Consider the following 22,879-nt stretch of genomic DNA (forward strand, 5'->3'; position numbering starts at 1 on the left):
ATGAATGAGTTTTTTGTCAATCTATAGGCTTGATTGTTTTGATTTTCTTTTATTGTCTGACTGAAAGGAAGCAAGAAAAGCAAGAGCTTTATAGAACGGTGCAACCGCTTCTATAAATTAGCTCTTGCTTATCTTCTTCTCTAATTGATGAAGTGTGTATAAATTACATATTTTATTTTCATCAGAGTAGAATGTAAACTTTGTATCTGGGGATGCTTCTATTTCTTTCAGTAAGCCAAGAGTTTTTTGAAATGGTACTGGATTTGAAAGAGGATCAAAATTGATATGAACTTTCTTGGAAAGAAAAAATTTGATTTCTTTTTCATTAAGTAGTTTTAAGCAATTATGCGTGTTGGTGAACACTTGGAAAATTTCTATATTTGTTTTTTCAGTAGATTTTAGCTGTGATGAAAATACATCTGGTATCGTATGAAACAACTCATGAGATAAAAAACAATGATTTTTGATATCAGTTAAATTTTTATTTATATCTAACTTCAACATCAACTCAACATTTTCAGGCACATTAACATAAAACAATAGGTTCTTCCCCTCGTTATCCACATGATTAATATTAGCCCCAAAAAGTATAAGTAATCTGAATTGAATTTTATCCTTACAATAAAAAATAGGGGTTTTACCAAAGTTATCAGTGCTATTTATATTGAATCCGTTTTTTGTTAATGATTCTAAGTCACTCATATTCCATGTGTAATCTTTAAATATAAGATTTTGTCCTTTTTCATTTTTATTACTTGGGTTGCTATATTGTCTAATCAACTCTGAGAAAACGGATTGTATTGAATCGTAATGTGCGGCCACTATTGAAATCTCCTTTTTTATAAATTAATAAAACAAAAAAAGGAGAAGTCAATAGTAATTATAAATAAAAATTATGAACTTAGTTTTGATGGTTTTATCAATTTGATTGATTCATCATCTACTTCATTTTCTTGAATTAGAAATGGGAAATAATTAGCAAGTTCCTTTTCTTCAAATTTATCAGAAAGAGCATTTTTCAAAGTTTCAACAGTACTACCTTTAGCATATTTCCTTTCAATCAATGTAGAAAGAAATTGCTTGTGCAATATCTTGATATCTTCATTATCGAATATAACTGTAAAATTTTTATTTAGTAAAGTAGGCATAGTAGAGAATAATTTATATTTTTCAGTAAATAGAAATTCTTTTTCCTTATTTTCTTCTATGTAAAGCAGAGATGTGGTTATTTCCTCAATACATACTAATTCGTCAAGTTCTTTATTATTTTGCTTTTTAATTTCATCTGAAACTTGTACTATTTGTTGTTCAAGCTTAAAGTGTGAACTGTCTTCATAAATTTCTTCTAGATACCTTAAATAGATATTTATCAAACCATATGCTAAATCGATGTTATTGAAATATCCAAGGCAAGTATTAAATGAATCGAAAACAAAATAATGGTTACGATTTTTTTCATCGGTTTTTTCAAAAATATTGAATGTATATTCCATCTTTTTCCTCAGCATAATTATTAAAAAATATGATAAAGCTATGTGTTCATAATTTTAAATACACGGCATAACAGAAATTTATACTTTTGAAAAAAAAGTGTTAGATGAATTGCCTAAACTTGTCATCTAACACAATTTTAATTTCACTATAAAACAAGCAAATCTTTAACTAGTTCTTTTGACGTCGGGTATGATTTAGCTCTGATAGATGAGTTCTTTTTATAAATTAAAGTACAACCATTTTTACTCTGAAGTTGGGGCCGATTATTGATACCAAGCATATATTCGCCTTCTAATACAAATCCAACCTTTAATCTCAATCTTTTATCATTGATATCTGATACAGCCATAAGCTTTAGAAAAATCGCATCATTAATTAAATGTGAACCTTTTGGATCTAAAGCCCATACTTGGTTTTTACCCCATAATAAAAAATCAGGAAAGAAATTAGAAGTCCCTTGACCAATTTCAGGAATAGGAATGTTATAACCTGTTTTTGATGGGTTTCTGCACCAATCAACTCCTAATGAATCAATAGATTCTGCAATTTCTAACTCAAATTTATTCAGGCCATTATATTCTGAATGCAAGGCATTTTTAAAGGAGTTAACTTTGTATCTGTTTCTTTTATTTAAGTCTTCATATTGATAGTCTGGTGAAACTAAATTAAATGATTTTACCGCATATATGTCATCGTATTCATATTCGAGATGAAACTCATTATTAAGCAGACGAATAATATTTGATAAATTATTGTTGATTTGCAACATTGCATCTGAGCCAAATTGCATTCGCTGTTTCATCTTAGGATCATTTTTTACAAAAGGAGTAAAACATGTCCCTGATTTTCGGGCTATACGGTTATCATAAGTTCCTAATCGTGAGACTAAATATTCCCACACAGAAATATCAGCATTGTCATCCTTTGTTTCTTCTTTATTAAGATCCAAATCTTCACAACTGTTAGCTAAATCTAAAACTCTTGTATGCATTTTTCCTTTTGAACGAAGGCTCTCATCAGAAAAAAGAGGCACATTTGAAAGTAGTATTTGGTCTAGTATTTCAAGGTCTTCACCGAAAGTTTCTGCGACTTTAGAAACAAACACTTCCTTTTTAACAGGCACTTCTCTCGACGTTTGTGGTCTCGGACTATTACTTTCTATTGAGACTATTTCATAGCCTGAATCACTTAGGTCATTTTGTGTAGTTTTAACAAGTTCTGAAAAATCTTTATCAGGAACATTAAAATAAAAGTATGCTGAATTTAAGTCTCCATCATCAAAAGGAGTAGCATTAGGTTGTCTCAAAAAACGACCAATTTTTTGTGAGATATCAGTAGTAGATTTACCTAACCCATCAAGGTAAGCTACATACGCCCATGGTTCATCCCAACCTTCTCTTAATGATAAGTTCCAGATGATATGTGAATAACCTTCATCATGTAAATCTTCAGGGCTTTTCTTAGCTTTATGAGTATCGACTAATAAGTTCCACGGTGCATTAGGATTAACATTGGCTAAATTGGAATTTACATTTGCTAAATGAACTGCAATTCTTTTTGGATCAACTTTTAACTGAGTGACCAATGATTCCCAAACTTCTAAGCCTGCTAATGTTGAATTTACAATGCAACAAATTACAGGCCAAGTATTAAAGCTACTCATTTTAGTGCTAAGTTCTTGCCATTTAGTATTAGCTTCGGTTAATGCATCTAATCGAGAAGTGTTACAATCGACTAGATAAAGACGGGTCTTTAATAGCCCTTCTTTTACAACTAATGGTGTCGAAACTACTACTGTTTGAGTTTTTAAAGATAAAGATTTTTCATCCACATTGTTTCCAGGCAAAAGATCAATTAGATCGCCTGACATTTCGGAGGAAGATGCTAAAATAAATGCACGAGGATTGAGTTCTTTCAATCTTGAGAACTGAGCTTTTGTACCACCATGAGCCTCATCGTAGACTACATAAAGTTGGCGGTTTCTACCTTCTGGTCCCTTTCCTGAAAGAACATCCCAATGACTAATGCCATCTCTGTCTTTATGAACATTCAAAGCATCTCCATCTCTATTAAATAAAGCAACAGTAGCAAGGATAATTGTTAAGCCTTTTTTGGCACGACAAATATCGATCCAATCAGTTTCCGTAATCTCATTTAAATTCAGGATATTTACATCGTCAGGAAGTAAATTGGAGTATTTTCCTCCGACACTAAGATTATTTTTTGTTTGTGAGATGACTGCTCCTCTGTTTGTTGTCCAAAGGATAATACCATCACCGATTTTGTTACATGCGAGTGAAAGTATTGGCGTTTTACCACTCCCCGTAATAGCTTTTAGCCTGCAAAGGAAGGGAAGCGACATACCGGTTTCGGGATCAAACCTCCTTTTGTAAGGAGGGTTAGGGTAAGTTGCAATCATCTCAGCAATTTCACTTGCTGCTTTAATTTGAAATGGTTTGAGTGTGTCTATTGTTAGTTTCAAAATGATTACTCTTCTTCCAGTAAATTTAATCTCGCCAGAATTGAATCAGGAATCTGCTGGAAGCGGTAAAGCTGATCATTCAACGGAGATACATTGGCTACAGCATAAATATAAACAGGTCTGTTCACATTCGCTTTCTTAGCCTCATCCATAATTACTGAACGGATTTCTCTTGTTAAGGGCTGATGTCCATTGGCTTTGCCTGCTTCCCACACCAACGCAATTCCAAAGCCAAGTTTTGTCTTTCCAATTAGATATTTATAGCCATCCATGCGACAATCTAAACGGTTAGAATCATCTTCAACAACCTGTAAAATAATATCAGCCAAATTTTCTCTATTAGATTCCATGATGACTGTTTTGCTGACAGTCTTTTTAGCTTCATAGAAATTGAATCCTTCATTGATTTTTGGATGCTGGGATTTGTCAGCCCAATTACCGGAAAGGACTCTTCTAATTCGTTCAGCCGTTATATTATTCACATAGTGATCGCGGTTGATTTTTTTATTAGAAGGATCACCATTTTCTACTAAAATAAATTTTCTCTGGCCATTATCCTCAGAGTTCATAGTCAAAACAGCATGACCAGTAGTTCCACTTCCAGCATAAGGATCGAAAATAATTGCATTGGGATCTCTCCAAGTAACAAGGTTGAAGAGTTCTGCCAACATTTCATGATCTTTGGGATTATCGAATGAGTTTTTTCCAAGAATATTTGTTACGGTTTCTACCGCTCTTTGACCCATTCTTCTAATCACCGAAGTTGCGACTTCTGATTCCATTTCATGTAAATAGGTTTTCATTCTCGGAATACCATTATGATCGCTTTTGAAAGCAATCTTATCGGCATCAATTAAAGCTTGCATTACCTCAGGATTAGCAATCCTCCAGCCAGATGCTGGGACTTTACATGGTTTATGTGTAATTGGGTGTAATACATCATATCGAGGACCACCACCGCCTGGCCAGTTTAGATTACCGTCGTCATTATAGACGCCATTTTTGTCTACTTTCCGATAACGAATTTTCTTTGCAGGATGGTCTTCTGGCAGATTTTTGAAAAAATCATTCATATATTTTTGGATTTTAGGAATATCATCCAAAAATATTTTTTTAGCATCAGAGTATGCTGTTAGTATATCTTCTGCACCTTCTTTAGGCTTTCTCCATTTACCTTTGTATCTCTCCCATTTCTTATTCTTAGCAAGTTCTTTCATTTTTGAATCGAGAGCAGATTTGTCACGGGCCCAAACTAATAGATACTCATGACCTTCAGAAATATAATTTGCGTCATTTTTCCTCGATCTTTCCCAAATAAGTGTGGCAATACGGTTTTTTTCACCATACATTTCTTCTAGAAGCATCCACAGTCTTGGTAATTCATGTTCATCGATAGAAATTATTAACACACCAGTATGCTTTAGTAATTTTCTTGCTGCCCAAAGACGAGGAGCAATATGATTTATCCACTTAGTATGTCGGGATGGGTCATCAAGTGAAACACCCTTTTCAACTCTTCCAATAGCATCTTTTAATTTATCTACTTCTGCCTTTGAAAACCTATAATTATCATTATAAATAAATGCATCACTTCCTGTGTTATATGGTGGGTCCATGTATACCACATCGAATCCAGTGTTCGGACCGCCACGGAATTCATTAATTAATGAGCGCATCACAGCTAAATTATCACCATCAATGATGCGATGATTTCCCCCGACCTTTTCAGGGAAACTCTTTTTCGCATCGCTTTTTATCGTGACTGGTGTTACTGTTTCAGCCAAGAATCTGTTCCGACCCTGCCACATTAGAGTTGCATCATTAGCATACAAATCTGCGTCCGTAGAGAAAATAGCGTGCATTTTTTTATCTTCATGCATCTCTTTAACTAGCTTAAGAAGTTCTTCTTTTGTTAGTTTCTCAAGTAGTGATTCTTCTGGAAGATTCTTTTGCATTTTAGTTCCAAATGTATATATTGCCTAATTCTATTATATCATAAATCTTATAGGTTTGGAATTATCTTCTCAATATCGAGGAATGTTATTGGTTAATAGTTAACAAATATTTTATGTGGCGTTTTTTGTGGCTATTTTTAATAAAACTATTATGTTGGCCGAAACAATTATTCATCATCTTTTTTTTTTCAAGGTAATTGGTCGTCAATTAATTATTGTACTTTTTTAATTGTAGTTTATAATTTCTCATTAGATATAAACCTAATAATGCTGGTCTAATGTTTCTACATAGATTGTTCGATTATCACCAATCGGGACTGATGGTATGAATGATGGTATCATGTCTAATGTGGTAAATTTTAATCTTTTAAGATCAATAGGATAGTTGCGATGTTCGAGTCCGGCCTTCGGCACCAAAAGATGCAAATCAAAGTCGCTTAAGGGCGGCTTTTTTTGTATCTGAAATCCGTGAAAATTCGCTATTCCCACTCACAATGCTGGAGCTGTCATGATGAAGTTATAACTATAATCATGCACAACGACACTAATCACGCCTGATGTTAAAAAGGCTGGTTTATGGGCGTAATAATTCTTACGATACTAACCTACCGGCTCAGATGTTAACTCCATAGCACTATGCTTTCAAAAAATGCTTCCGAAAGTCTAACGACGAAGACTGAAGTGAAAGATTGCTTTTCAACTACGGCATAGATGTTCTGTTGTACAAGGTTCCGGCGTCGCAGAATCGAAAAGAGAAGACAATGACACTGATTAACCTAAAAGATCTCGAGGCCCATCTTTGGCATGCAGCCCATATTATCACTGGGCCTATTGATGCGTCAGATTACAAAACGTACATTTTTCCCATCCTGTTCTTCAAACGCATTTGTGATGTATATGACGAAGAATTTGCCGATGCGATGGAGAGCGTTGGGGATGCAGAGCTTGCCAAAGGGAAGATGTTTCACCGTATTCAGATACCTGAAAATTGCCACTGGCGCGATGTTTTCGCTGAGACCAAAGACATTGGTCAGGCCCTAAAAGACTCTTTCCGTGGTATAGAGCTGGCAAACCCTAAACTGCATGGCATTTTTGGGGATGCCAGTTGGACCAATAAAGAACGTCTTTCAGATGAGTTACTGGCCACGCTACTTAATCACTTCAATAAGGTGAACCTGGGTGTTGCAAGTGTCCGTGATGATGTCATGGGCCGCGCATATGAGTATCTAATCAAACGTTTTGCAGACAAAGCTAACAAAAAAGCTGGTGAGTTCTACACCCCACGCACAATCGTTCGTTTGATGGTTAACATTCTCGATCCCAAAGCGGGTGAGAGTGTATACGATCCAGCCTGTGGCACAGGCGGTATGTTGCTCGAGACGATTCACCACGTAAAAGAAAACGGTGGCGATCCGCGCTTGCTAAAAATCAAAGGCCAGGAAAAAAACCTAACGACGGAAGCTATTGCACGAATGAACCTGTTCCTGCATGGTCAGGAAGACTTCGATATTGTTCGGGGGGATACGTTACGCGAACCTAAGTTTTTAAAAAGCGATCGCTTAGAAACTTTCGACTGCGTTGTTGCCAACCCACCGTTTAGCTTGAAGGAGTGGGGACACGATCTGTGGTCGAACGATCCCTATGGCCGTAAGCAATATGGCCTGGCGCCTAAAACAAATGGTGATTTTGCCTGGGTGCAGCATATGTTTGCTTCACTTAACGACAATGGGCGTATGGCTGTCGTATTACCTCATGGTGTGCTGTTTCGTGGCGGATCTGAGGGGGTAATTCGAACCAAATTGCTGCAAGAGAATCGCATTGTGGCGATTATTGGTGTCGCTTCCAATCTGTTCTACGGCACTGGTATTCCTGCGTGTATTTTGGTGCTGCGCAAATCACGCCCGGCAACGCATAAAGATCATGTATTGATCATCAATGCTGAAGAAATCTATACCAAGGGGCGTGCGCAGAATACGCTGTCCAACAAGCAGGCCGATGATATATACCAAATCTATCATGACCAGGCGCAACAGGGACCAGATGCAAAAGAAATCGAAGGTGTAGCGCGCTGGGTTCCTCTAAAGGAGATTGAAGAAAATGACTTCAATCTTAATATTGCTCGTTATGTGCAAAAGCCACTCGAAGAAGAAACCATCACTGTGGAAGCGGTGCTCAAAGATTTTCAACGGAAGCTGGTTGAGCTGGAAAAAGCAGAAGAGGAGCTGGAAGCCCTGCTTATCAAAGAAGGGTTCGAGGTATGAGTACTATGAGTAATAAAAAGCTGGAAGAGCTGCTCTGGGGAGCCGCCGAATTTCTTCGTGGCCAAATTGACGCATCAGACTACAAGCAGTATGTCTTCCCGTTGCTGTTTTACAAACGCCTGTCAGATGTCTATCTGGAAGAATATAACGAGGCGATGGAGCTCCATGAAGGCGATGCCGAATATGCCGCCATGCCGATGTTTCACCGTTTCAACATTCCTGCTGAAGCTAGTTGGGAAAAGGTCCGAAATACCAGTAAAAACATTGGTGAAGCGATCCAGAATGCGCTTCGACTAATTGAAGCCAATAACCCGCGTTTACATGGCGTCTTCGGTGATGCGCAGTGGACCAATAAAGAGCGGTTGCCCGATCATCTGCTGGCTGATCTGATTGAACATTTCAGTAAAATACCGCTCGGTATTAAATCTGTCGCTCAGGATGATCTTGGTGAAGCCTACGAATACCTGATTAAAAAGTTCGCTGATGATTCTGGTGGCTTTGTTGAATAAATCGAACTTTTGCTGAGTTGAAGGATCAGATCACGCATCTTCCCGACAACGCAGACCGTTCCGTGGCAAAGCAAAAGTTCAAAATCACCAACTGGCCCACCTACAATAAAGCCCTCATCAACCGTGGCTCCATAACTTTCTGGCTGGATGATGAAGCTATTCAGGCCTGGTATGAGTCGGCAACGCCTTCATCACGGGGAAGACCTCAGCGCTATTCTGATCTCGCCATCACCACCGTTCTGGTCATTAAACGCGTGTTCAGGTTGACCCTGCGGGCTGCACAGGGTTTTATTGATTCCATTTTTACACTGATGAATGTTCCGTTGCGCTGCCCGGATTACACCAGTGTCAGCAGGCGCGCAAAGTCGGTTAATGTCAGTTTCAAAACGTTCACCCGAGGTGAAATCGCGCATCTGGTGATTGATTCCACCGGGCTGAAGGTCTTTGGTGAAGGCGAATGGAAAGTCAAAAAACACGGCAAAGAACGCCGTCGTATCTGGCGAAAGTTGCATCTGGCAGTTGACAGCAACACACATGAAATCATCTGTGCAGACCTGTCGCTGAACAATGTGACGGACTCAGAAGCCTTCCCGGGTCTTATCCGGCAGACTCACAGAAAAATCAGGGCAGCATCGGCAGACGGCGCTTACGACACCCGGCTCTGTCACGATGAACTGCGGCGTAAGAAAATCAGCGCGCTTATCCCGCCCCGAAAAGGCGCGGGTTACTGGCCCGGTGAATATGCAGACCGTAACCGTGCTGTTGCGAATCAGCGGCTGACCGGGAGTAATGCGCGGTGGAAATGGACAACAGATTATAACCGTCGCTCGATAGCGGAAACGGCGATGTACCGGGTAAAACAGCTGTTCGGAGGTTCACTGACACTGCGTGACTACGATGGTCAGGTTGCAGAGGCTATGGCCCTGGTACGAGCGCTGAACAAAATGACGAAAGCAGGTATGCCTGAAAGCGTGCGTATTGCCTGAAAACACAACCCGCTACGGGGGAGACTTACCCGAAATCTGATTTATTCAACAAAGCCATGTTTTTGATGTAGGGATTAATATTGAAAAAGAACAGTATAGTAATGATGGATTTCTAATAGAAAAAGTAAAGAAACGCCTTGAGGTTGGTGACTATCCAATATTCGTAACTGCTGGTAATGGAGACGAAAAACTTAACCATATCCGACATAACAGATACCTATCACATTGTTTTGAACAGCTGTCAAATTTGAACGGCTCGTTGATAACTTTTGGTTTTAATTTCGGTGAATATGATGAACATATTATTGATGCGATAAATAAAGCAGTCCATGCTCCTTCAAAAAGAGAACCTAAATTGTGGAGTATATACATTGGTGTTTATTCTGAAGCAGATGCTAAACATATTTTAAGCATAAAAGAAAAATTTCATGCTAAAGTTACTCTATTTGATGCCAAAACAGCTTGTGTTTGGGGGGGATAAAAATATTTTGTTTATTGATATAGTATGAAAGGGCTGTCTCAGCCCTTGAAAATATATTCCCTATGCCATTGTAAATAGTTGTATGAAGGTTTCGGCAATGCAATTATCCTTTCTGGTAAATTCAGTTTATCGCATGTTACAAAATCAAGGTGATTGCTTATCAGAACGTCACCTTCGTTAGCAAATGAAATCCAGCCAGAGTCAAATAAAGTATCAATATGAGCCGCCAGCATGAGACCGTTATGCGGATCTAATCTTTCTTTAGCAGTTTGGCATGCGGACCAGGGTTTGATATGACTTGCTCTCAGCAATGGCTGAAAGGTAATCCCTGTTACAGGGCAGGCAGGGTAAAGTTTTAAGCACTCTGCCCGAAAAATACCCTGTCCGATTCTGGCATGAATCAATGCTGTTCGGGTTGTTTCATCTATCGAGAGGTCATGAGTGATAATATCAATGTCTGGTTGAACGAGAGCGATACGATCGTTCGGGCTTTCATTTACCTCAAATGGCTCAGGTGTTTCAAATCCCAGCTCTTGGAACAACGCAGAGTGAAATTCTACGGGCAAATATTGTTCAACCACCTGTTTCGCCAACGAGTCAATTAAGTGTATCTGAGCCTGTAATAGGGAAAAGGAAGCAACATCAAAGCCACCGTGCACGTTGTTATTGAAGACCTTCTGCAGCCTCGGTTCCTCAGGGCTTTTGAGTAAAGCTGGGTCTGTTCCTTCCAGTGCCCAGAAGCCATCATGCTTTAACCGCCAGAATGGCATAAGAACTTCATAGTTGCTGCGTTTTGGCCCGTAGCGTTTTAGCAAATCTCGTAGTTGATCTTGTATTTCATCCTGAAACTGGAAAAGTCGTTCATGGCCTTTCTTGTACTGGGAAAGAACGTACAGAACAAGTAAGGGTTTATTCAACGCTGGTGCTTTGTTGTACCAGGCTGTTTTCATCCCGGCAATTTTTTGACTGAGAGATTGTGCGATGGTCATAGTTCGGTTACAGGAGCCAGTAGTTTTTCGATAATGCTAGCAAAATCCAACCCGATCAATCCAATTACACTATTTTTCTTTACCAGTCCCTTTCTTGGGGTTTGGTCAATAAGTGTCATGTTGTAATGGAGTACTTTCGACGCGAATAAATCTTATGAAGATGAAAGCACTCTATTGACACTGATTGTCATTTTTTTTAGTGTGTTCGCAAGGTTCGCGCAGACCGGTCAGCCTGTAGACAAACTAGCCATCGCGCATATCAGATATTCATTTTTATCAGAGCATTCTTTTCCAGCTCTGTGTTTACAGGCCGCAGGGTATTACATAAAGGAAATGATATGCTTTCAGAATTAGCATTCAATGATGATGTCATTGATCTCCCGCCTCCAGAGAAAGAACAGCTTCGCAGACATGCTCGTTTTCTCAGAAATCACTGTAACGTTCCTCTTGGTCATGCACAGGAAATGGTCGCTTGGTTTTACCATGTCAAAAGTTGGAGTGATCTGACCACCCGGCATAGCCAAACGACAGACAGTACTGCCGAGATTAAGTTAGCAGAAGTGCGAGAATCTCTGCAATTACATAGAAACAACATATCTGGGGCGGAGTTAGCTGAGCTTTCAACTCTCAAGGCTATTCCGGGTACATTAACTGAAGCTGTGGTGAGCAATCGCATAGCTCAGCTTAATCAGCATGATCTCATCCTGCTTTACCGTTATATTTATGACGAAGAGTATTGGGGAACAGCCGTACCTGTATCCTGGTCTAAAGGTCTACGAAGAGCGGACCGCTGTCTAATTTTATTGGCTAAGACAATAGGAAAAGAAGGCAAGGCCTCAATAATTAATCCACATCTATATTTCCCGTGGTTTGGCCTGCGAATGTATGGTTACTTAGAGGTTAACGGGTCCGAGCTAAATTATGATTGTACGGAATTGGATAGCTACTTTTTCCCCACTATTGATCGGATTGATGCGTTATTTCGTAGAGAGTGGTTTGTGCCTTATTTTATCGGATTTGCTAGCTATCTCTTACAAACGTTAGAGCTATCCGGTTATTCAGGTCGTTTGTCATTCGGTAGAGTTCATAATGAAGGTTTGATTGAAAAAGCCGTCAGCGGAGTAACTAATAAGTCTTTCCAGTACAAAAGATACAGTCTTAATGGCAATCAATTAACTGACGGACCGATTCAAAAATTAGTTGAAGAATTGCTTTCAATGGGAGGGAGTATCAACCCAGCCCGACAACGGATTGAATTTAGTTTTGGTAAGGAGGTTTAACGGTATGGATTTAAATGTCCTGACAGAACTAAAAAATGCCTCTCCTTCCACTTATGGAGTGCTTATCATTGCATTTGTAATGTGCACTCTAGCCCGTCAGGGGTGTTTGTCCCGTCTGTCATCCCGTCAATCCTTTTGTTTATTAATGACAGCAATTAGCCTCATAGGCATAAAATCATTTCTGCTATGAATAATTAATAGGCTTTGTTGATGATACAGAGTATACCCTTTGATTAAGCCAGAAAGGCGCCTTAGGCGCCTTTTTAAAAGAATTGATGATTAATATTTAATTGCTAATCCTGCATTTTATATGCAAAAGAAATTCGCCAACCAACTACCGGATGATTTCTGAACCTCCCTCGCAAATTCCAAATTTATCCCACCTAAAACTGCTGTTTTTATATTCAGCCCTGTATAATGAACACCAGGAATTACGCCGAACGGCAAAAGGAAGTATCAAAGAAATTTAAACGAGGAATTCGCGATATGAAGGTGCTGCAACACCCCCATACCGCTAACCACAACCAACTAGAATGGAGTTGAAAATGGCTGCGACGAATTTTAAGCCAGAGTTTACGGTTTGCAAAACAGAATCAGACGCTTTCACCGGCATGATTGAAAACCGCGAGCTGGTACGCAAAAACAGCGCCCGCCGTTTGCACGGCAACCAACCCAACGCGGCGCCCGTTCATCCCCGTGCGGAAACGCCGCAGGACAGTGCAGCCTGCTGCGAACTCTATGCGCGCATAGACATGAAATATCTTCTGCTGGGCGGCGAGTGGTTAACCCGCGCGGGCTTTATCAACGGTATGCCGGTGAAAATCCGCGCTATGAAAGACTGCATTGTGATTACGCCACAGCATACAAGAGAATTATGGGGATGCCTGGAAGGTATGAGCGTGGTGAATATAAATAAGCACAAAGTTGCGCAGTGGTTAAAAACGTTTCCGGGGGCGCTGAATGATACCGGCGATATACCCGTTGTGAAGCGGGGAATCGGGCAAGCGATGCCTGAGTAGTTCTGGCTTCCTACCTTATATTCCTGGAGCAATATAACGATACGGGCATGTTATCCCATGCCCGTATTAATCAGAAATCACTCGTGCTTTACCTGTTCTTTCACAGCCTTAACCAATACAGCATGCAGTTCGCCAACGGTTAAATCGCGTATCACAGGTTCGGGTATGCCACGTACCCAGCGTATAAATCGACAGATGCCAAAAAAATCTATGCCTTCACCCGTAAACAGATACTCGTTCTCAGCAAGAGCGAACGTTTTCATATAGCCATCTTCTTCCGTGGCTAGTTGAACGCCAAAAGCTTCTTCGCAGTCTTCCAGTAGTTCTTCACCATCAATACCGCAAATATGTAAATCGGCCTCAATCCAGGTATTGCTATCAATAGTTTTACGATGTATCCCAGAGGACTCACGTACGACCTCAATAACTTGTGCGAGAGTAGGTTTCATTTATAGAATATTCCATATTCGTTGACTTCATTAGGCAATCTGGCACTTAACGGTTACCCGCTGTCGTTAATAGATGAAGTTGAGCACTGGTCAAGAATGCATGATTATCTGTGTTAACCCATAAAAACTATGATTTGAAACCGGGTTTACCATTTGCCCTACGCCACTCCTTAACTTCTCTAACAATGCCTTCTGGACTATAATCTTTGCCCTCTTCAGGATAAAAAATCAGGTCAGAGCCTGCGGGATGCTCGGTAAGTCGTTTAAATTCTCTAACCAATCGATTCTCGTCTTCTTCAGTTGGTGCGTCCGCATTGCAAATTTTGCGTACCAGTTCTAAAAATTCTTCTTCTGTGTAATCACTTAACAGTCTCATATCACTCTCCTTTATGAATTTTGATGTGATGTTTTGGAGTGGTTATTCCCATATTATCAACGTCATACACCTTACCGCCCTGACTGATAGGTTGTATGTGATGAATTTCATAACGTTCTCTTTTTCCAACCGAGTCAGGTGTGCGTGTGAAAGGGGCGTTTCCTTTACGCATACTTGCGCGGTTATTGCTGATAAATTGCTCCAGAAGTCCCGGATCCCTCGATACCTCCAGCCAAAATGCCTTACGAAACTGGTCAAAGTCCGTAAAAGTCTGCCCACGTAATCGATCCGCTATCTGGCTTGGAATAGGAGACCCATTCCCCGTATTCGCATCAGATAACCAAATGCCGCTAATCTTCTGTCCCTTGCCTGTGACCTGTCCGGGATTGTGGCGGATATAGACATAAATCGGCGGCACCCCGCCCACCGGCAGAATCAGAATATAATCCGCAAACGTCTTCTCTTCCGGTGTCGGGCTGGTTGTCGCACCAATCCCCGTATCCTCCGGCAGCGGATCAACCACAACCGGGTTCGGTATCCGTACCGGGTTGTGATTACCCGTATCCCACGGCTTACTCTCTCCGGTGCGGTCCGGTGTCCAGATGAGGGTGATGCAGGGGTCTTCTTCGGTGGTAAAGGTATACGCCTGACGTCGGCTATCCCACTCTATCCTGCGAACGCGCACGCTGTCCTTGCCGGGCGGCGTATGCCAGCCTCGCGGTGTCGGGTTGCCGCTGGCGTCGTCCTCCCAGGTGAAGCGAACGCGGGTAGGGGCTTCCCGCATCTGCTCGGCGCGCATCCTGTCGATAAAATCCTGCTCGCCGTCGTTCAGCTTGCCGGGATACATCCCTATCAGCAGCCCTGCGACAGGTGCACCAAGGCCTCCCGTGGCTATCTCGCCAAGTGCAGCGCCGCGCACGGCCCACGTGCCGGAAGTGATGGTACGCCCGCCAACCAGTACGAGTTCGCTGGCATCGGCTATCGCGTTCCGCGCGGTCCAGGCCCTTTCTTCGGCCGCAACGGCAGCCTGATAGTCCATCTCCTCGTGATGCCCATTCCACCAGAGATAAAGCGCGCTGCGTTGCTTTGGTTTTGGGATCACCTTACGCTTTGCCGCCTGGGCGTGTTGCGGGGCATTGTTGGGTATGGACTGGTAAAATGCCATCTCGGCGAAGTTGGTGTGCGGCTCACTTCCGGTGCCTGCATCGTTACAACCATCACCGCGCAGGCAGGATTTCGCAAAGACCCGGTTGCAATCGCGTTCTTCTGCTTGTCGCTGCGCTTCGGCCTCTTGCTCTTTTCGGCGTGCCGCGAGCATGGCCTGATGCTTTTCCTGTGCGATCTGTTCAGGAGAGGGGCCGGAGCCGAGCCACTCTCCCGATGGGGCGATCACGCGGTTGGTTCCGTGCGGGCAGCCACAAATGACGACAGAACCATCGACGGCTGAGGTTTGTCCCATCCAGTTAACGCGAGGTTCGCCGTCTGCAACAACGCCCTGTTTGCCGCATTTAGGGCATGCCGTAGTTTTATCGCCAACGCGGATAACGCCGCGCCCGTGCTCGGTGCAGTTGGGCAGGGTGCTACAACATATTGCGCCGGTGGTCTTTCTGTCGCCGTGCAGCGCCTGACCGCGGCCGTAGTTCGTAGAACGGTAGCCCATGGCCTATTCTCCGGGCCAGGTTAAGAAATCCTCTTTAGGTGGAATACCTTCGCGGGTGACCAGATAAGTCGTGCCGAGCGGTGTGCTGATAATCTCGTCATCGTTATCAAGTAGGCTACCTACCAGGGCAACGCCGTGTCCTTTCCAGGTAAAAGCGGTTCCTGAGGAAGTCATAATCGTGGCGAGCGTACCATCCAGATAGGCCACACAATCCCCTTCGACAATCACGCTGGTGTAACTCCCATCGTCCATGAGCATTGTGGCTTCACGATCGACGGGAAGAACCACGCCGCCCAGTCGGGTCTGGCTGCCAGCCGTGGCGATCCGCCAGATGGCGGTAACGGGATGTTGTCGATGAAAGGCTTCCTGTTCAGCAATAATGGCGCGCGCGTCCTCAGGCATGGCGGCCAGTTCTTCATCGGAAAAAGGCGAACGATCTATTTCCGCTTTCAACTCAGCGGTAAATTCATTGGTATAAAGCTGCATGACAATTCCTTGTAGGGGCAGAAGAGTAAATGCAGCAATGCTAGGTTTGAGACTGTAAGGCGAATATACATAAAGTGGTTAATAAGTCGGGCTAAATTCCGAAATAAATATCCAGGTTGATATTGGTCATCTTTTAAAGAAGGGTTAGTAATAGTTCCTGTTAATTATAAATTTAATATTCGCTGAATTGCCGATAGTAATATTATGCAGCGCATGTATTATTTGAATACATACGCTGCATGACGTTATTTTAAAACACCGGTACCCCCAGCCCAACCTTCACCTCTCTCAACGTCCCTTGCGTCACCCCCTGCGCCCGTTCGGTCCCGCGCTTCAGCATCGCCATCAATTCCCCCTTATCCCGCATATACATCGCCCTCCGCTCCCGCATCGGCGCAATCAGCTCCTGCAAACACCCCTCCAGCTCGTTCTTGCACGACCGGTCACCCAGCCCGCCCGCCTGATAGTGCGCCCTCATCGCCGCCACTTTCTCCTTGTCCGGGTGAAACGCGTCGAGATACGTAAACACCACGTTCCCCTCAATCTGCCCCGGGTCGCTCACCTTCAGGTGGTTCGGGTCGGTGTACATGGCGCTGACCGCACGGTGAATAGTCTCTTCGCTGGCCGAAAGGTGCAGCGTGTTGCCCAGCGATTTCGACATCTTGGCGCTGCCGTCGATGCCGGGCAGGCGGCTGGTGTCGCTCAGCATCGCCTTGCAGTGGCGCAGCACCGGGGCGGGCAGCAGGCTGTTCATCTTGTGCACAATCTCGTTGGTCTGCTCAATCATCGGCAGCTGGTCATCGCCGACGGGCACGCACTCGGCCTTGAACGCGGTGATGTCCGCCGCCTGGCTGATGGGGTAGGCCATAAACCCGACCGGCAGCGAGCGGGCGAAGCCCTTCTGCACAATCTCGTTTTTCACCGTCGGGTTACGCTCCACGCGGGCGACGGTGACGATGTTCATATACAGCATCGTCAGCTCGGCGAGGGCGGGCAGGGCGGATTGTAGGCAGATCGTGGTCAGGTTCGGGTCGATGCCGGCGGCGAGGTAGTCGGCCAGCACTTCGGGGATGTTGTCGCGGATCTTCTGCGGGTTGCTGCCGTTGTCGGTCAGCCCCTGAAGGTCGGCAATCAGCACAAACTGGTTGTGCGTCTGCTGGAGCGCGACGCGCTGGCGCAGCGATCCGACGAAATGACCGAGGTGCAGCGGGCCGGTTGGGCGGTCGCCGGTGAGGATGGTGGGTGCGTTCATAAAGACTCCTTAACGTTGTAATGCCGAAAGGGGTCTTAGATGTGATAAAGCCGCCTTTCGGCGGCTATCTGAAAATGGGGAAAACTACTCCGTGCCGCCTTAAGAAGGCAGCCACCAGCGGTTTACGGTGAGCACGGCGTGGTTTATGTTCATCTCTTTACCGTACCACGTCCGGCGCGAAAAACAAAAGGGCACGTCATGCTGCAATCTCTCAATCATCTGACCCTCGCGGTCAGCGACCTGCAAAAAAGCGTCACCTTCTGGCACGAGCTGCTGGGGCTTGCGCTGCACGCCCGCTGGAATACCGGGGCCTATCTCACCTGCGGCGATCTATGGGTCTGCCTGTCCTACGACGAGGCGCGCCAGTACGTGCCACCGCAGGAGAGCGACTACACCCACTACGCGTTTACCGTGGCGGAAGCGGATTTTGAACCGCTCTCGCAAAGGCTTGAGCAGGCGGGCGTCACCGTCTGGAAGCAGAACAAAAGCGAGGGGGCGTCGTTCTATTTTCTCGACCCGGACGGGCACAAGCTGGAGCTGCACGTGGGCAGCCTCGCCGCGCGGCTGGCGGCGTGTCGCGAGAAGCCCTATGCGGGCATGGTATTTACTTCAGACGGGGCTTGAGGCGCGCACCTTCAGCCTGCCCGCCAGCGTCACGTGTGTGGCGGCATCTTCCTGATTGCACAGGTACTCCACCGCCAGCCGTCCCAGCTCGCTGTAGGGCAGCTGGATACTGGTCAGCGGTGGGGTGAGCTGTTCGGAAATCTTCTGGTCGTCGTAGCCCGCCAGCAGCATGTCCTGCGGGATACGCACGCCATTCACCGCCAGCGCCTGGTAGCAGCCAATCGCCAGCCAGTCGCTGGCACAGAAAATGGCGTCCGGGCGTTCGGTCAGTTCCAGCAGGGACGTGGTGGCGGTAAAGGACTCGCTGAACTGCCAGTTGGTCTGGCGCACCAGGCTTTCGTCACACGTTAAACCGGCCTGCTTCAATGCCGCCTGGTAGCCCGCCAGACGCTGGCGCGAGGCCTCCATCCAGCTCTCGCCGGTGATGTGGGCGATACGGCTGGCGCCGCAGGCGATGAGGTGTTTAGTCACCTGAAAAGCGTTGGCGTAGTCGTCCGGGATAAACGACGGCAGCAGCGGGGAGCCGGGGTCGCGCTGGTTGAGCAGCACCAGCGGGATGCGGGTACAGTCCTGAAATGGCGTCATATCGACGACGTTCGTGACCGGAGAGGCAAGGATAATCCCGATGCAGTTGCGCTTGTCCAGCTGGCGGATGATGTTCAGGGCCAGCTCCACGTCGTCGCCGTAGTCGTAGACGGTGAGCAACGTTTCGTTGCGCCACGCCCCTTCCCGCGCCTGGCTGATGGCGTCGATAAACGGGTCGAAGCTCTGCAACGAGCTGACCAGCAGGGCGATCTCCTCCTGGTTGCGCGGAGCGTGAATGGCGGGGAGGCGGTCGTAGCCGAGCTCGGTAGCGACGTTGATCACCCGCTGACGGGTGTCGTCGCTGAGCTTGATGTTGCGGGACTGGTTAAGCACCAGCGATACCGTCGCCTGCGACACGCCCGCCGCCCGCGCAATATCGTTCATCGTCACTTTCGTTTTTCGCTTCATCCGTCCTCTCCCTTTCGCGAATTTGCATCATACCCTAACCGCACGCTTTAGCGCCGCCGATCACGTTTCTCATTCATCGAAGCGTGAACTTTGTGAGAGGCGTCGCTTTTCTTTGCACCGCGATTTGCGCATTTATCCCGCAGCTAATATTTATTAGCTAAACATTATCAGCAAGAGGATGCGTAATGAAAGAGCAGTGGAGTAAAGAACAGGCACAGGCGTGGTATCAGCAAAAAGGCTGGCTGTGCGGGTTCAACTATCTGCCGTCGACAGCGGTGAACTGGACCGATATCTGGCAGGAAGAGACCTTCGATCCCGCCACTATCGACCGCGAGCTGGGCTGGGCGGCGGACGCGGGCTATAACACCCTGCGCATCAACCTGCCGTTTATCGTATGGGAGCACGACCGCGACGGGCTGATGGCGCGCATCGACCGCTTTTTGACGATTGCCGACGACCAAGGGTTCAGCACCATGCTGACCCTGATGGACGACTGCGGCTTCTCCGGCGACGAGCCGTACCTCGGCCCGCAAAAGCCGCCCGTACCGGGCAAACACAACAGCCAGGCGGCGGCGAGCCCGGGGCGCGACAAGGTGTGCGATCGAGACTGCTGGCCACAGATTGAGCGCTATATCCGCGACGTTGTGCGCCAGTTCCGCGAAGACAGGCGCGTGCTGCTCTGGGATCTGTATAACGAGCCGGGCAACCGCGGCATTTTCGCGACAGGCACGGAAGAGGTGCTGTACGACGAGAAGCTGGAGACCTGCGCGCACGAGTTGATGAAGCTGGCGTTCCGCTGGGTGCGTGAGGAAGATCCGACCCAGCCGCTCACCGTCTGCGCGTGGCGTCTGCCGGCGGAAGAGGAGGGCGAGACGTTTTATCAGCACCCGCTGGACCAGACCGCGCTGGAACTGTCGGACGTGGTGAGCTATCACGCCTACACCAATACCGGGCGCATGACGGCGATTATCCAGCAACTTCAGGCGCTGGGCCGCCCAATCTTCTGCACCGAATGGCTGGCGCGTCACGTGGGCGGCACCATCGAAGAGCAGCTCCCGCTGATGTACATGGCAAAGGTCGCGCCGTATCAGTGGGGGCTGGTGCGCGGTAAAACCCAGACCTGGCTGCCGTGGCCGGTGGTGATGAAGGAGTCCACGGACTACTGCCGCCTGTGGTTCCACGACGTGTTCGAGGAGAACGGTATCCCGTTTTCACGCGCTGAAATCGCGCTGATGAAGAAGCTGCGCAATATCGCCCCGGATCCGCAGGGCTAATAATAACGACCCGGCGCGCTGTCGCCGGGCAACCAGGTACGCACTATGGCAATGACAATGAAAATACCGTCTCGCGAGTTATGGTCCTACTTTGGCTATGGTTTAGGTCAGTGTTTTAGCTTTGGTTTAGTGGGTTCGTTTATAAACTATTTTTACACCGACGTGCTGGGGATCTCGGCGCTGGCGGCAAGTACCATCTTCCTGATTGCCCGCGCGTGGGACGCGGTTCACGATCCGCTGTTTGCCAGCATTATGGACACCATTAACAGCCGGTTTGGCAAGTTTCGCCACTTTTTACTGATTGCGCCGCTGCTGATTACCGGCGTCACCCTGCTGGCGTTCTATAAAATCGAAGCGGACATGACCACCAAAATCCTCTACGCCGGGGTGACGTATATCCTGTGGGGGACGCTGTACGCCATCTCCGATATCCCGTTCTGGTCGATGTCGTCGGTGATGACCAACGACTCCGGCCAGCGCACCCGCGCGGTAACGGCGGCGATGCTCGGGGTGAACGCCGGGATTGCCTGCGCCAATATCTTCTTCCCGAAGCTGGCGGCGTTCTTTGCCCAGTACAGCAACGATAAAGGCTACTTTATGGCGGCGCTGGTGATGATGCTGGTGGGCCTGCCGCTGATGCTCAACGGCTTTATGCAGATCAAAGAGCGCGTCCCGCCCAGCCCGGAAAAGGTGACGATGCGCGACACCTTCCACAACCTGCGCCAGAACAAGCCGCTGTTTATCGTCCTGCTGTCGTTCTTTTTCTGCGTGTTCCATAACGTGGCGGGCGGACTCTATATCTACTTCTTTATCAACAACATGGGCGACGGCAGCCTGCAAATGGCAATTGGCGTGATGGGGATAGTGGCGGCGGTGCTGTGCCTGGTCGCCCCGCTGCTGACGCGCCGGATGCAGAAGCGGAAGCTGTTTATGATCCTCTGCGGGCTGGACGTGGCGGTGCGCGTGGTGATGTGGTTTACGGGCTATCAGCACACGGCGCTGCTGTTTATCCTGCTCGGCCTGAGCACGCTGTTCGTGATGATGACCAACATCCTCACCTCGTCGATGATTGCCGACACCATCGAGTATGCGGAATACCACACCCACAAGCGCTGCGCGGCGATCACCTTCTCCGGGCAGACCTTTACCGGCAAGATGTCGGTGGCGGTGGGCGGCGGGTTAATCGGCGTGTTTCTGACGATGATCAACTATGTGCCGCAGGCGCAGGCCCAGAGCGAAGGCGTACTGTCGGGGCTGTTCTTCGGCATTTGTTTGTTACCGGCGATAGGCTCGCTGATCCGCATGGGCTTTATGTCGCGCTTTACCTTTACCGAAGAGAAGCATGCGGAGATTTGTCGGCTGCTGGCGGAGCGGAATGCGTCTGCGAAAGCGCCGGGTGGCGGCTGCGCCTTACCCGGCCTACAGGACCAGCCCTTGTAGGCCTGATAAGCGAAGCGCCATCAGGCTTCGCGTAATGACTTACAGCGACTTCACAAACGCCAGCAGATCTTCGTTGAGCTGATCCTGGTGGGTCAGCGCGAAGCCGTGCGGCGCGTTGTCGTACACCTTCAGCGTGGCGTTTTTGATCATCTCCGCCGCCAGCTTGCCGGTGCTTTCAAACGGCACGATCTGGTCGTTGCTGCCGTGGATCACCAGCGTCGGCACGTCGATTTTCGCCATATCCGGACGGAAGTCGGTTTCGGCGAAGGCGGTCACGCAATCGATGGTGCCCTTCAGGGACGCCAGCAGGGCGATGTTCAGCGTCTGCGTCAGGGCACCCGCGGAAACGGTCTGCCCGGCGTTGGTGCCGTAGAACGGGGTGGCGAAGTCGCTGATGAACTGGGCGCGATCTTTACGCAGTCCGTCACGGATGCCGTCGAACACGCTCTGATCCACACCCTGCGGGAAGGTATCCGATTTACCGAAGATTGGAGTGACCGCGCCCAGCAGCGCCAGACCAGCCACGCGCGCGCTGCCGTAGTTGTTGATGTAGCGGGTCACGTCGCCGCCGCCCATGGAGAAGCCCACCAGCGTTACGTCGCGCAGATCCAGGGTAGTAATCAGGTCGTTAATGTCGGACGCAAAGGTGTCGTAGTCATAGCCGTTCCACGGCTGATCCGAACGCCCAAAGCCGCGACGGTCAAAGGCGATGGCGCGGAAGCCGCGCTCGGCCAGGTAGTTCAGCTGGCTGTCCCACATGTCGCCGTCCAGCGGCCAGCCGTGGCTGAAGAGGATCGGTTTGCCCGCGCCGCAGTCTTTGTAGTAAATCTGCGTGCCGTCTTTTGCCTTAAACAGTGCCATAGTGTGTT

General features: G+C 46.8%; 20 protein-coding genes and 1 pseudogene. 9 read left to right on the plus strand and 12 right to left on the minus strand.

All coding sequences use genetic code 11. The annotated features are described in order from the left end of the window. Positions 1 to 117 precede the first annotated feature (117 nt). The 4 genes from ACQG11_RS12365 to ACQG11_RS12380 all read right to left on the minus strand — a co-directional run bounded on the left by ACQG11_RS12365 (position 118) and on the right by ACQG11_RS12380 (position 5,931). The gene (locus tag ACQG11_RS12365) at positions 118 to 822 is read right to left on the minus strand and encodes a hypothetical protein (RefSeq protein WP_426728398.1); all 705 of its coding nucleotides are present in this window, start codon (positions 820 to 822) and stop codon (positions 118 to 120) included. Between the two features lie 71 nt (positions 823 to 893). Further along, positions 894 to 1,493, minus strand: a complete 600-nt coding sequence (locus ACQG11_RS12370; RefSeq protein WP_049001625.1) for a hypothetical protein — start codon at positions 1,491 to 1,493, stop codon at positions 894 to 896. Between the two features lie 146 nt (positions 1,494 to 1,639). Continuing rightward, complete coding sequence (locus tag ACQG11_RS12375) at positions 1,640 to 3,976, minus strand: DEAD/DEAH box helicase family protein (RefSeq protein WP_139153509.1); 2,337 nt, start codon at positions 3,974 to 3,976, stop codon at positions 1,640 to 1,642. 5 nt (positions 3,977 to 3,981) lie between these two features. Next, a complete protein-coding gene (locus tag ACQG11_RS12380) occupies positions 3,982 to 5,931 on the minus strand; it encodes a site-specific DNA-methyltransferase (RefSeq protein ID WP_044068041.1) in 1,950 nt (649 codons plus the stop codon). 761 nt (positions 5,932 to 6,692) lie between these two features. Here ACQG11_RS12380 and ACQG11_RS12385 point away from each other — a divergent pair. The 4 genes and pseudogenes from ACQG11_RS12385 (at position 6,693) to ACQG11_RS12400 (ending at position 10,168) form a co-directional block, all read left to right on the plus strand. Continuing rightward, entirely contained in the window at positions 6,693 to 8,192 is a 1,500-nt protein-coding gene (locus ACQG11_RS12385) for a type I restriction-modification system subunit M (protein ID WP_426728399.1), read from the plus strand. A gap of 5 nt (positions 8,193 to 8,197) precedes the next feature. Next, positions 8,198 to 8,686: pseudogene (locus ACQG11_RS12390) on the plus strand (type I restriction-modification system subunit M N-terminal domain-containing protein); the annotation flags it as partial. Between the two features lie 32 nt (positions 8,687 to 8,718). Next, positions 8,719 to 9,687: an IS5 family transposase gene (locus tag ACQG11_RS12395; protein WP_077263733.1), complete on the plus strand. Its 969-nt coding sequence runs from the start codon at positions 8,719 to 8,721 to the stop codon at positions 9,685 to 9,687. A 73-nt stretch (positions 9,688 to 9,760) separates the two neighbouring features. After that, on the plus strand, positions 9,761 to 10,168 hold the full coding sequence (locus tag ACQG11_RS12400) for a DUF4917 family protein (protein WP_426728891.1): 408 nt from the start codon (positions 9,761 to 9,763) through the stop codon (positions 10,166 to 10,168). A gap of 38 nt (positions 10,169 to 10,206) precedes the next feature. On the opposite strand, the gene ACQG11_RS12405 is transcribed toward ACQG11_RS12400, so the two are convergent. Then, positions 10,207 to 11,157: an HNH endonuclease gene (locus ACQG11_RS12405; RefSeq protein ID WP_426728400.1), complete on the minus strand. Its 951-nt coding sequence runs from the start codon at positions 11,155 to 11,157 to the stop codon at positions 10,207 to 10,209. Between the two features lie 338 nt (positions 11,158 to 11,495). Between ACQG11_RS12405 and ACQG11_RS12410 the strand changes: the two genes are divergently transcribed. Together ACQG11_RS12410 and ACQG11_RS12415 are read left to right on the plus strand one after the other, a co-directional pair. After that, positions 11,496 to 12,437 carry a hypothetical protein gene (locus ACQG11_RS12410; protein ID WP_262786210.1) on the plus strand — a complete coding sequence of 314 codons (942 nt, stop codon included), beginning with the start codon at positions 11,496 to 11,498 and terminating at the stop codon, positions 12,435 to 12,437. Between the two features lie 545 nt (positions 12,438 to 12,982). Further along, positions 12,983 to 13,456: a SymE family type I addiction module toxin gene (locus tag ACQG11_RS12415; RefSeq protein WP_080338049.1), complete on the plus strand. Its 474-nt coding sequence runs from the start codon at positions 12,983 to 12,985 to the stop codon at positions 13,454 to 13,456. A gap of 77 nt (positions 13,457 to 13,533) precedes the next feature. Here ACQG11_RS12415 and ACQG11_RS12420 read toward each other — a convergent pair whose 3' ends face one another. The 5 genes from ACQG11_RS12420 to trpS all read right to left on the minus strand — a co-directional run bounded on the left by ACQG11_RS12420 (position 13,534) and on the right by trpS (position 17,679). Continuing rightward, a complete protein-coding gene (locus ACQG11_RS12420; protein WP_155024512.1) occupies positions 13,534 to 13,905 on the minus strand; it encodes a hypothetical protein in 372 nt (123 codons plus the stop codon). Between the two features lie 127 nt (positions 13,906 to 14,032). Then, positions 14,033 to 14,281, minus strand: coding sequence for a bacteriocin immunity protein (locus ACQG11_RS12425; RefSeq protein ID WP_426728401.1), 249 nt, complete (start codon positions 14,279 to 14,281; stop codon positions 14,033 to 14,035). Between the two features lies 1 nt (position 14,282). Then, the gene (locus tag ACQG11_RS12430; protein WP_426728402.1) at positions 14,283 to 15,941 is read right to left on the minus strand and encodes an S-type pyocin domain-containing protein; all 1,659 of its coding nucleotides are present in this window, start codon (positions 15,939 to 15,941) and stop codon (positions 14,283 to 14,285) included. A gap of 3 nt (positions 15,942 to 15,944) precedes the next feature. After that, complete coding sequence (locus tag ACQG11_RS12435; RefSeq protein WP_228339051.1) at positions 15,945 to 16,427, minus strand: hypothetical protein; 483 nt, start codon at positions 16,425 to 16,427, stop codon at positions 15,945 to 15,947. A gap of 250 nt (positions 16,428 to 16,677) precedes the next feature. Further along, positions 16,678 to 17,679, minus strand: coding sequence for a tryptophan--tRNA ligase (gene trpS / locus ACQG11_RS12440; protein WP_426728403.1), 1,002 nt, complete (start codon positions 17,677 to 17,679; stop codon positions 16,678 to 16,680). A 198-nt stretch (positions 17,680 to 17,877) separates the two neighbouring features. On the opposite strand from trpS, the gene fosA reads away from it, so the two are divergent. After that, a complete protein-coding gene (gene fosA, locus ACQG11_RS12445) occupies positions 17,878 to 18,303 on the plus strand; it encodes a FosA/FosA2 family fosfomycin resistance glutathione transferase (protein WP_032625316.1) in 426 nt (141 codons plus the stop codon). Here the strand turns inward: fosA and ACQG11_RS12450 are convergent. Beyond that, entirely contained in the window at positions 18,289 to 19,296 is a 1,008-nt protein-coding gene (locus ACQG11_RS12450) for a LacI family DNA-binding transcriptional regulator (protein WP_426728404.1), read from the minus strand. The genes fosA and ACQG11_RS12450 overlap by 15 nt on opposite strands. A gap of 185 nt (positions 19,297 to 19,481) precedes the next feature. Here ACQG11_RS12450 and ACQG11_RS12455 point away from each other — a divergent pair, with 185 nt between their 5' ends. Then, complete coding sequence (locus ACQG11_RS12455; protein WP_426728405.1) at positions 19,482 to 20,570, plus strand: cellulase family glycosylhydrolase; 1,089 nt, start codon at positions 19,482 to 19,484, stop codon at positions 20,568 to 20,570. A gap of 45 nt (positions 20,571 to 20,615) precedes the next feature. Continuing rightward, positions 20,616 to 22,010, plus strand: a complete 1,395-nt coding sequence (locus tag ACQG11_RS12460; protein WP_063146611.1) for an MFS transporter — start codon at positions 20,616 to 20,618, stop codon at positions 22,008 to 22,010. Between the two features lie 39 nt (positions 22,011 to 22,049). Here the strand turns inward: ACQG11_RS12460 and ACQG11_RS12465 are convergent, their stop codons facing one another. Next, positions 22,050 to 22,871, minus strand: a complete 822-nt coding sequence (locus ACQG11_RS12465; protein ID WP_023305378.1) for an alpha/beta fold hydrolase — start codon at positions 22,869 to 22,871, stop codon at positions 22,050 to 22,052. Between the last annotated feature and the right edge of the window lie 8 nt (positions 22,872 to 22,879).

This window comes from Enterobacter cloacae complex sp. 372C4 (genome assembly GCF_050030615.1).
Classification (GTDB): domain Bacteria; phylum Pseudomonadota; class Gammaproteobacteria; order Enterobacterales; family Enterobacteriaceae; genus Enterobacter; species Enterobacter intestinihominis.

Coding starts and splice junctions, on each gene's coding strand:
- ACQG11_RS12455 (WP_426728405.1), top strand. CDS start 19,482: ATGAAAGAGCAGTGGAGTAAAGAACAGGCACAGGCGTGGTATCAGCAA.
- ACQG11_RS12450 (WP_426728404.1), bottom strand. CDS start 19,296: ATGAAGCGAAAAACGAAAGTGACGATGAACGATATTGCGCGGGCGGCG.
- ACQG11_RS12410 (WP_262786210.1), top strand. CDS start 11,496: ATGCTTTCAGAATTAGCATTCAATGATGATGTCATTGATCTCCCGCCT.
- ACQG11_RS12415 (WP_080338049.1), top strand. CDS start 12,983: ATGGCTGCGACGAATTTTAAGCCAGAGTTTACGGTTTGCAAAACAGAA.
- ACQG11_RS12370 (WP_049001625.1), bottom strand. CDS start 1,493: ATGGAATATACATTCAATATTTTTGAAAAAACCGATGAAAAAAATCGT.
- ACQG11_RS12460 (WP_063146611.1), top strand. CDS start 20,616: ATGGCAATGACAATGAAAATACCGTCTCGCGAGTTATGGTCCTACTTT.
- ACQG11_RS12465 (WP_023305378.1), bottom strand. CDS start 22,871: ATGGCACTGTTTAAGGCAAAAGACGGCACGCAGATTTACTACAAAGAC.
- ACQG11_RS12380 (WP_044068041.1), bottom strand. CDS start 5,931: ATGCAAAAGAATCTTCCAGAAGAATCACTACTTGAGAAACTAACAAAA.
- ACQG11_RS12420 (WP_155024512.1), bottom strand. CDS start 13,905: ATGAAACCTACTCTCGCACAAGTTATTGAGGTCGTACGTGAGTCCTCT.
- ACQG11_RS12435 (WP_228339051.1), bottom strand. CDS start 16,427: ATGCAGCTTTATACCAATGAATTTACCGCTGAGTTGAAAGCGGAAATA.
- ACQG11_RS12430 (WP_426728402.1), bottom strand. CDS start 15,941: ATGGGCTACCGTTCTACGAACTACGGCCGCGGTCAGGCGCTGCACGGC.
- trpS (WP_426728403.1), bottom strand. CDS start 17,679: ATGAACGCACCCACCATCCTCACCGGCGACCGCCCAACCGGCCCGCTG.
- fosA (WP_032625316.1), top strand. CDS start 17,878: ATGCTGCAATCTCTCAATCATCTGACCCTCGCGGTCAGCGACCTGCAA.
- ACQG11_RS12385 (WP_426728399.1), top strand. CDS start 6,693: ATGACACTGATTAACCTAAAAGATCTCGAGGCCCATCTTTGGCATGCA.
- ACQG11_RS12405 (WP_426728400.1), bottom strand. CDS start 11,157: ATGACCATCGCACAATCTCTCAGTCAAAAAATTGCCGGGATGAAAACA.
- ACQG11_RS12425 (WP_426728401.1), bottom strand. CDS start 14,281: ATGAGACTGTTAAGTGATTACACAGAAGAAGAATTTTTAGAACTGGTA.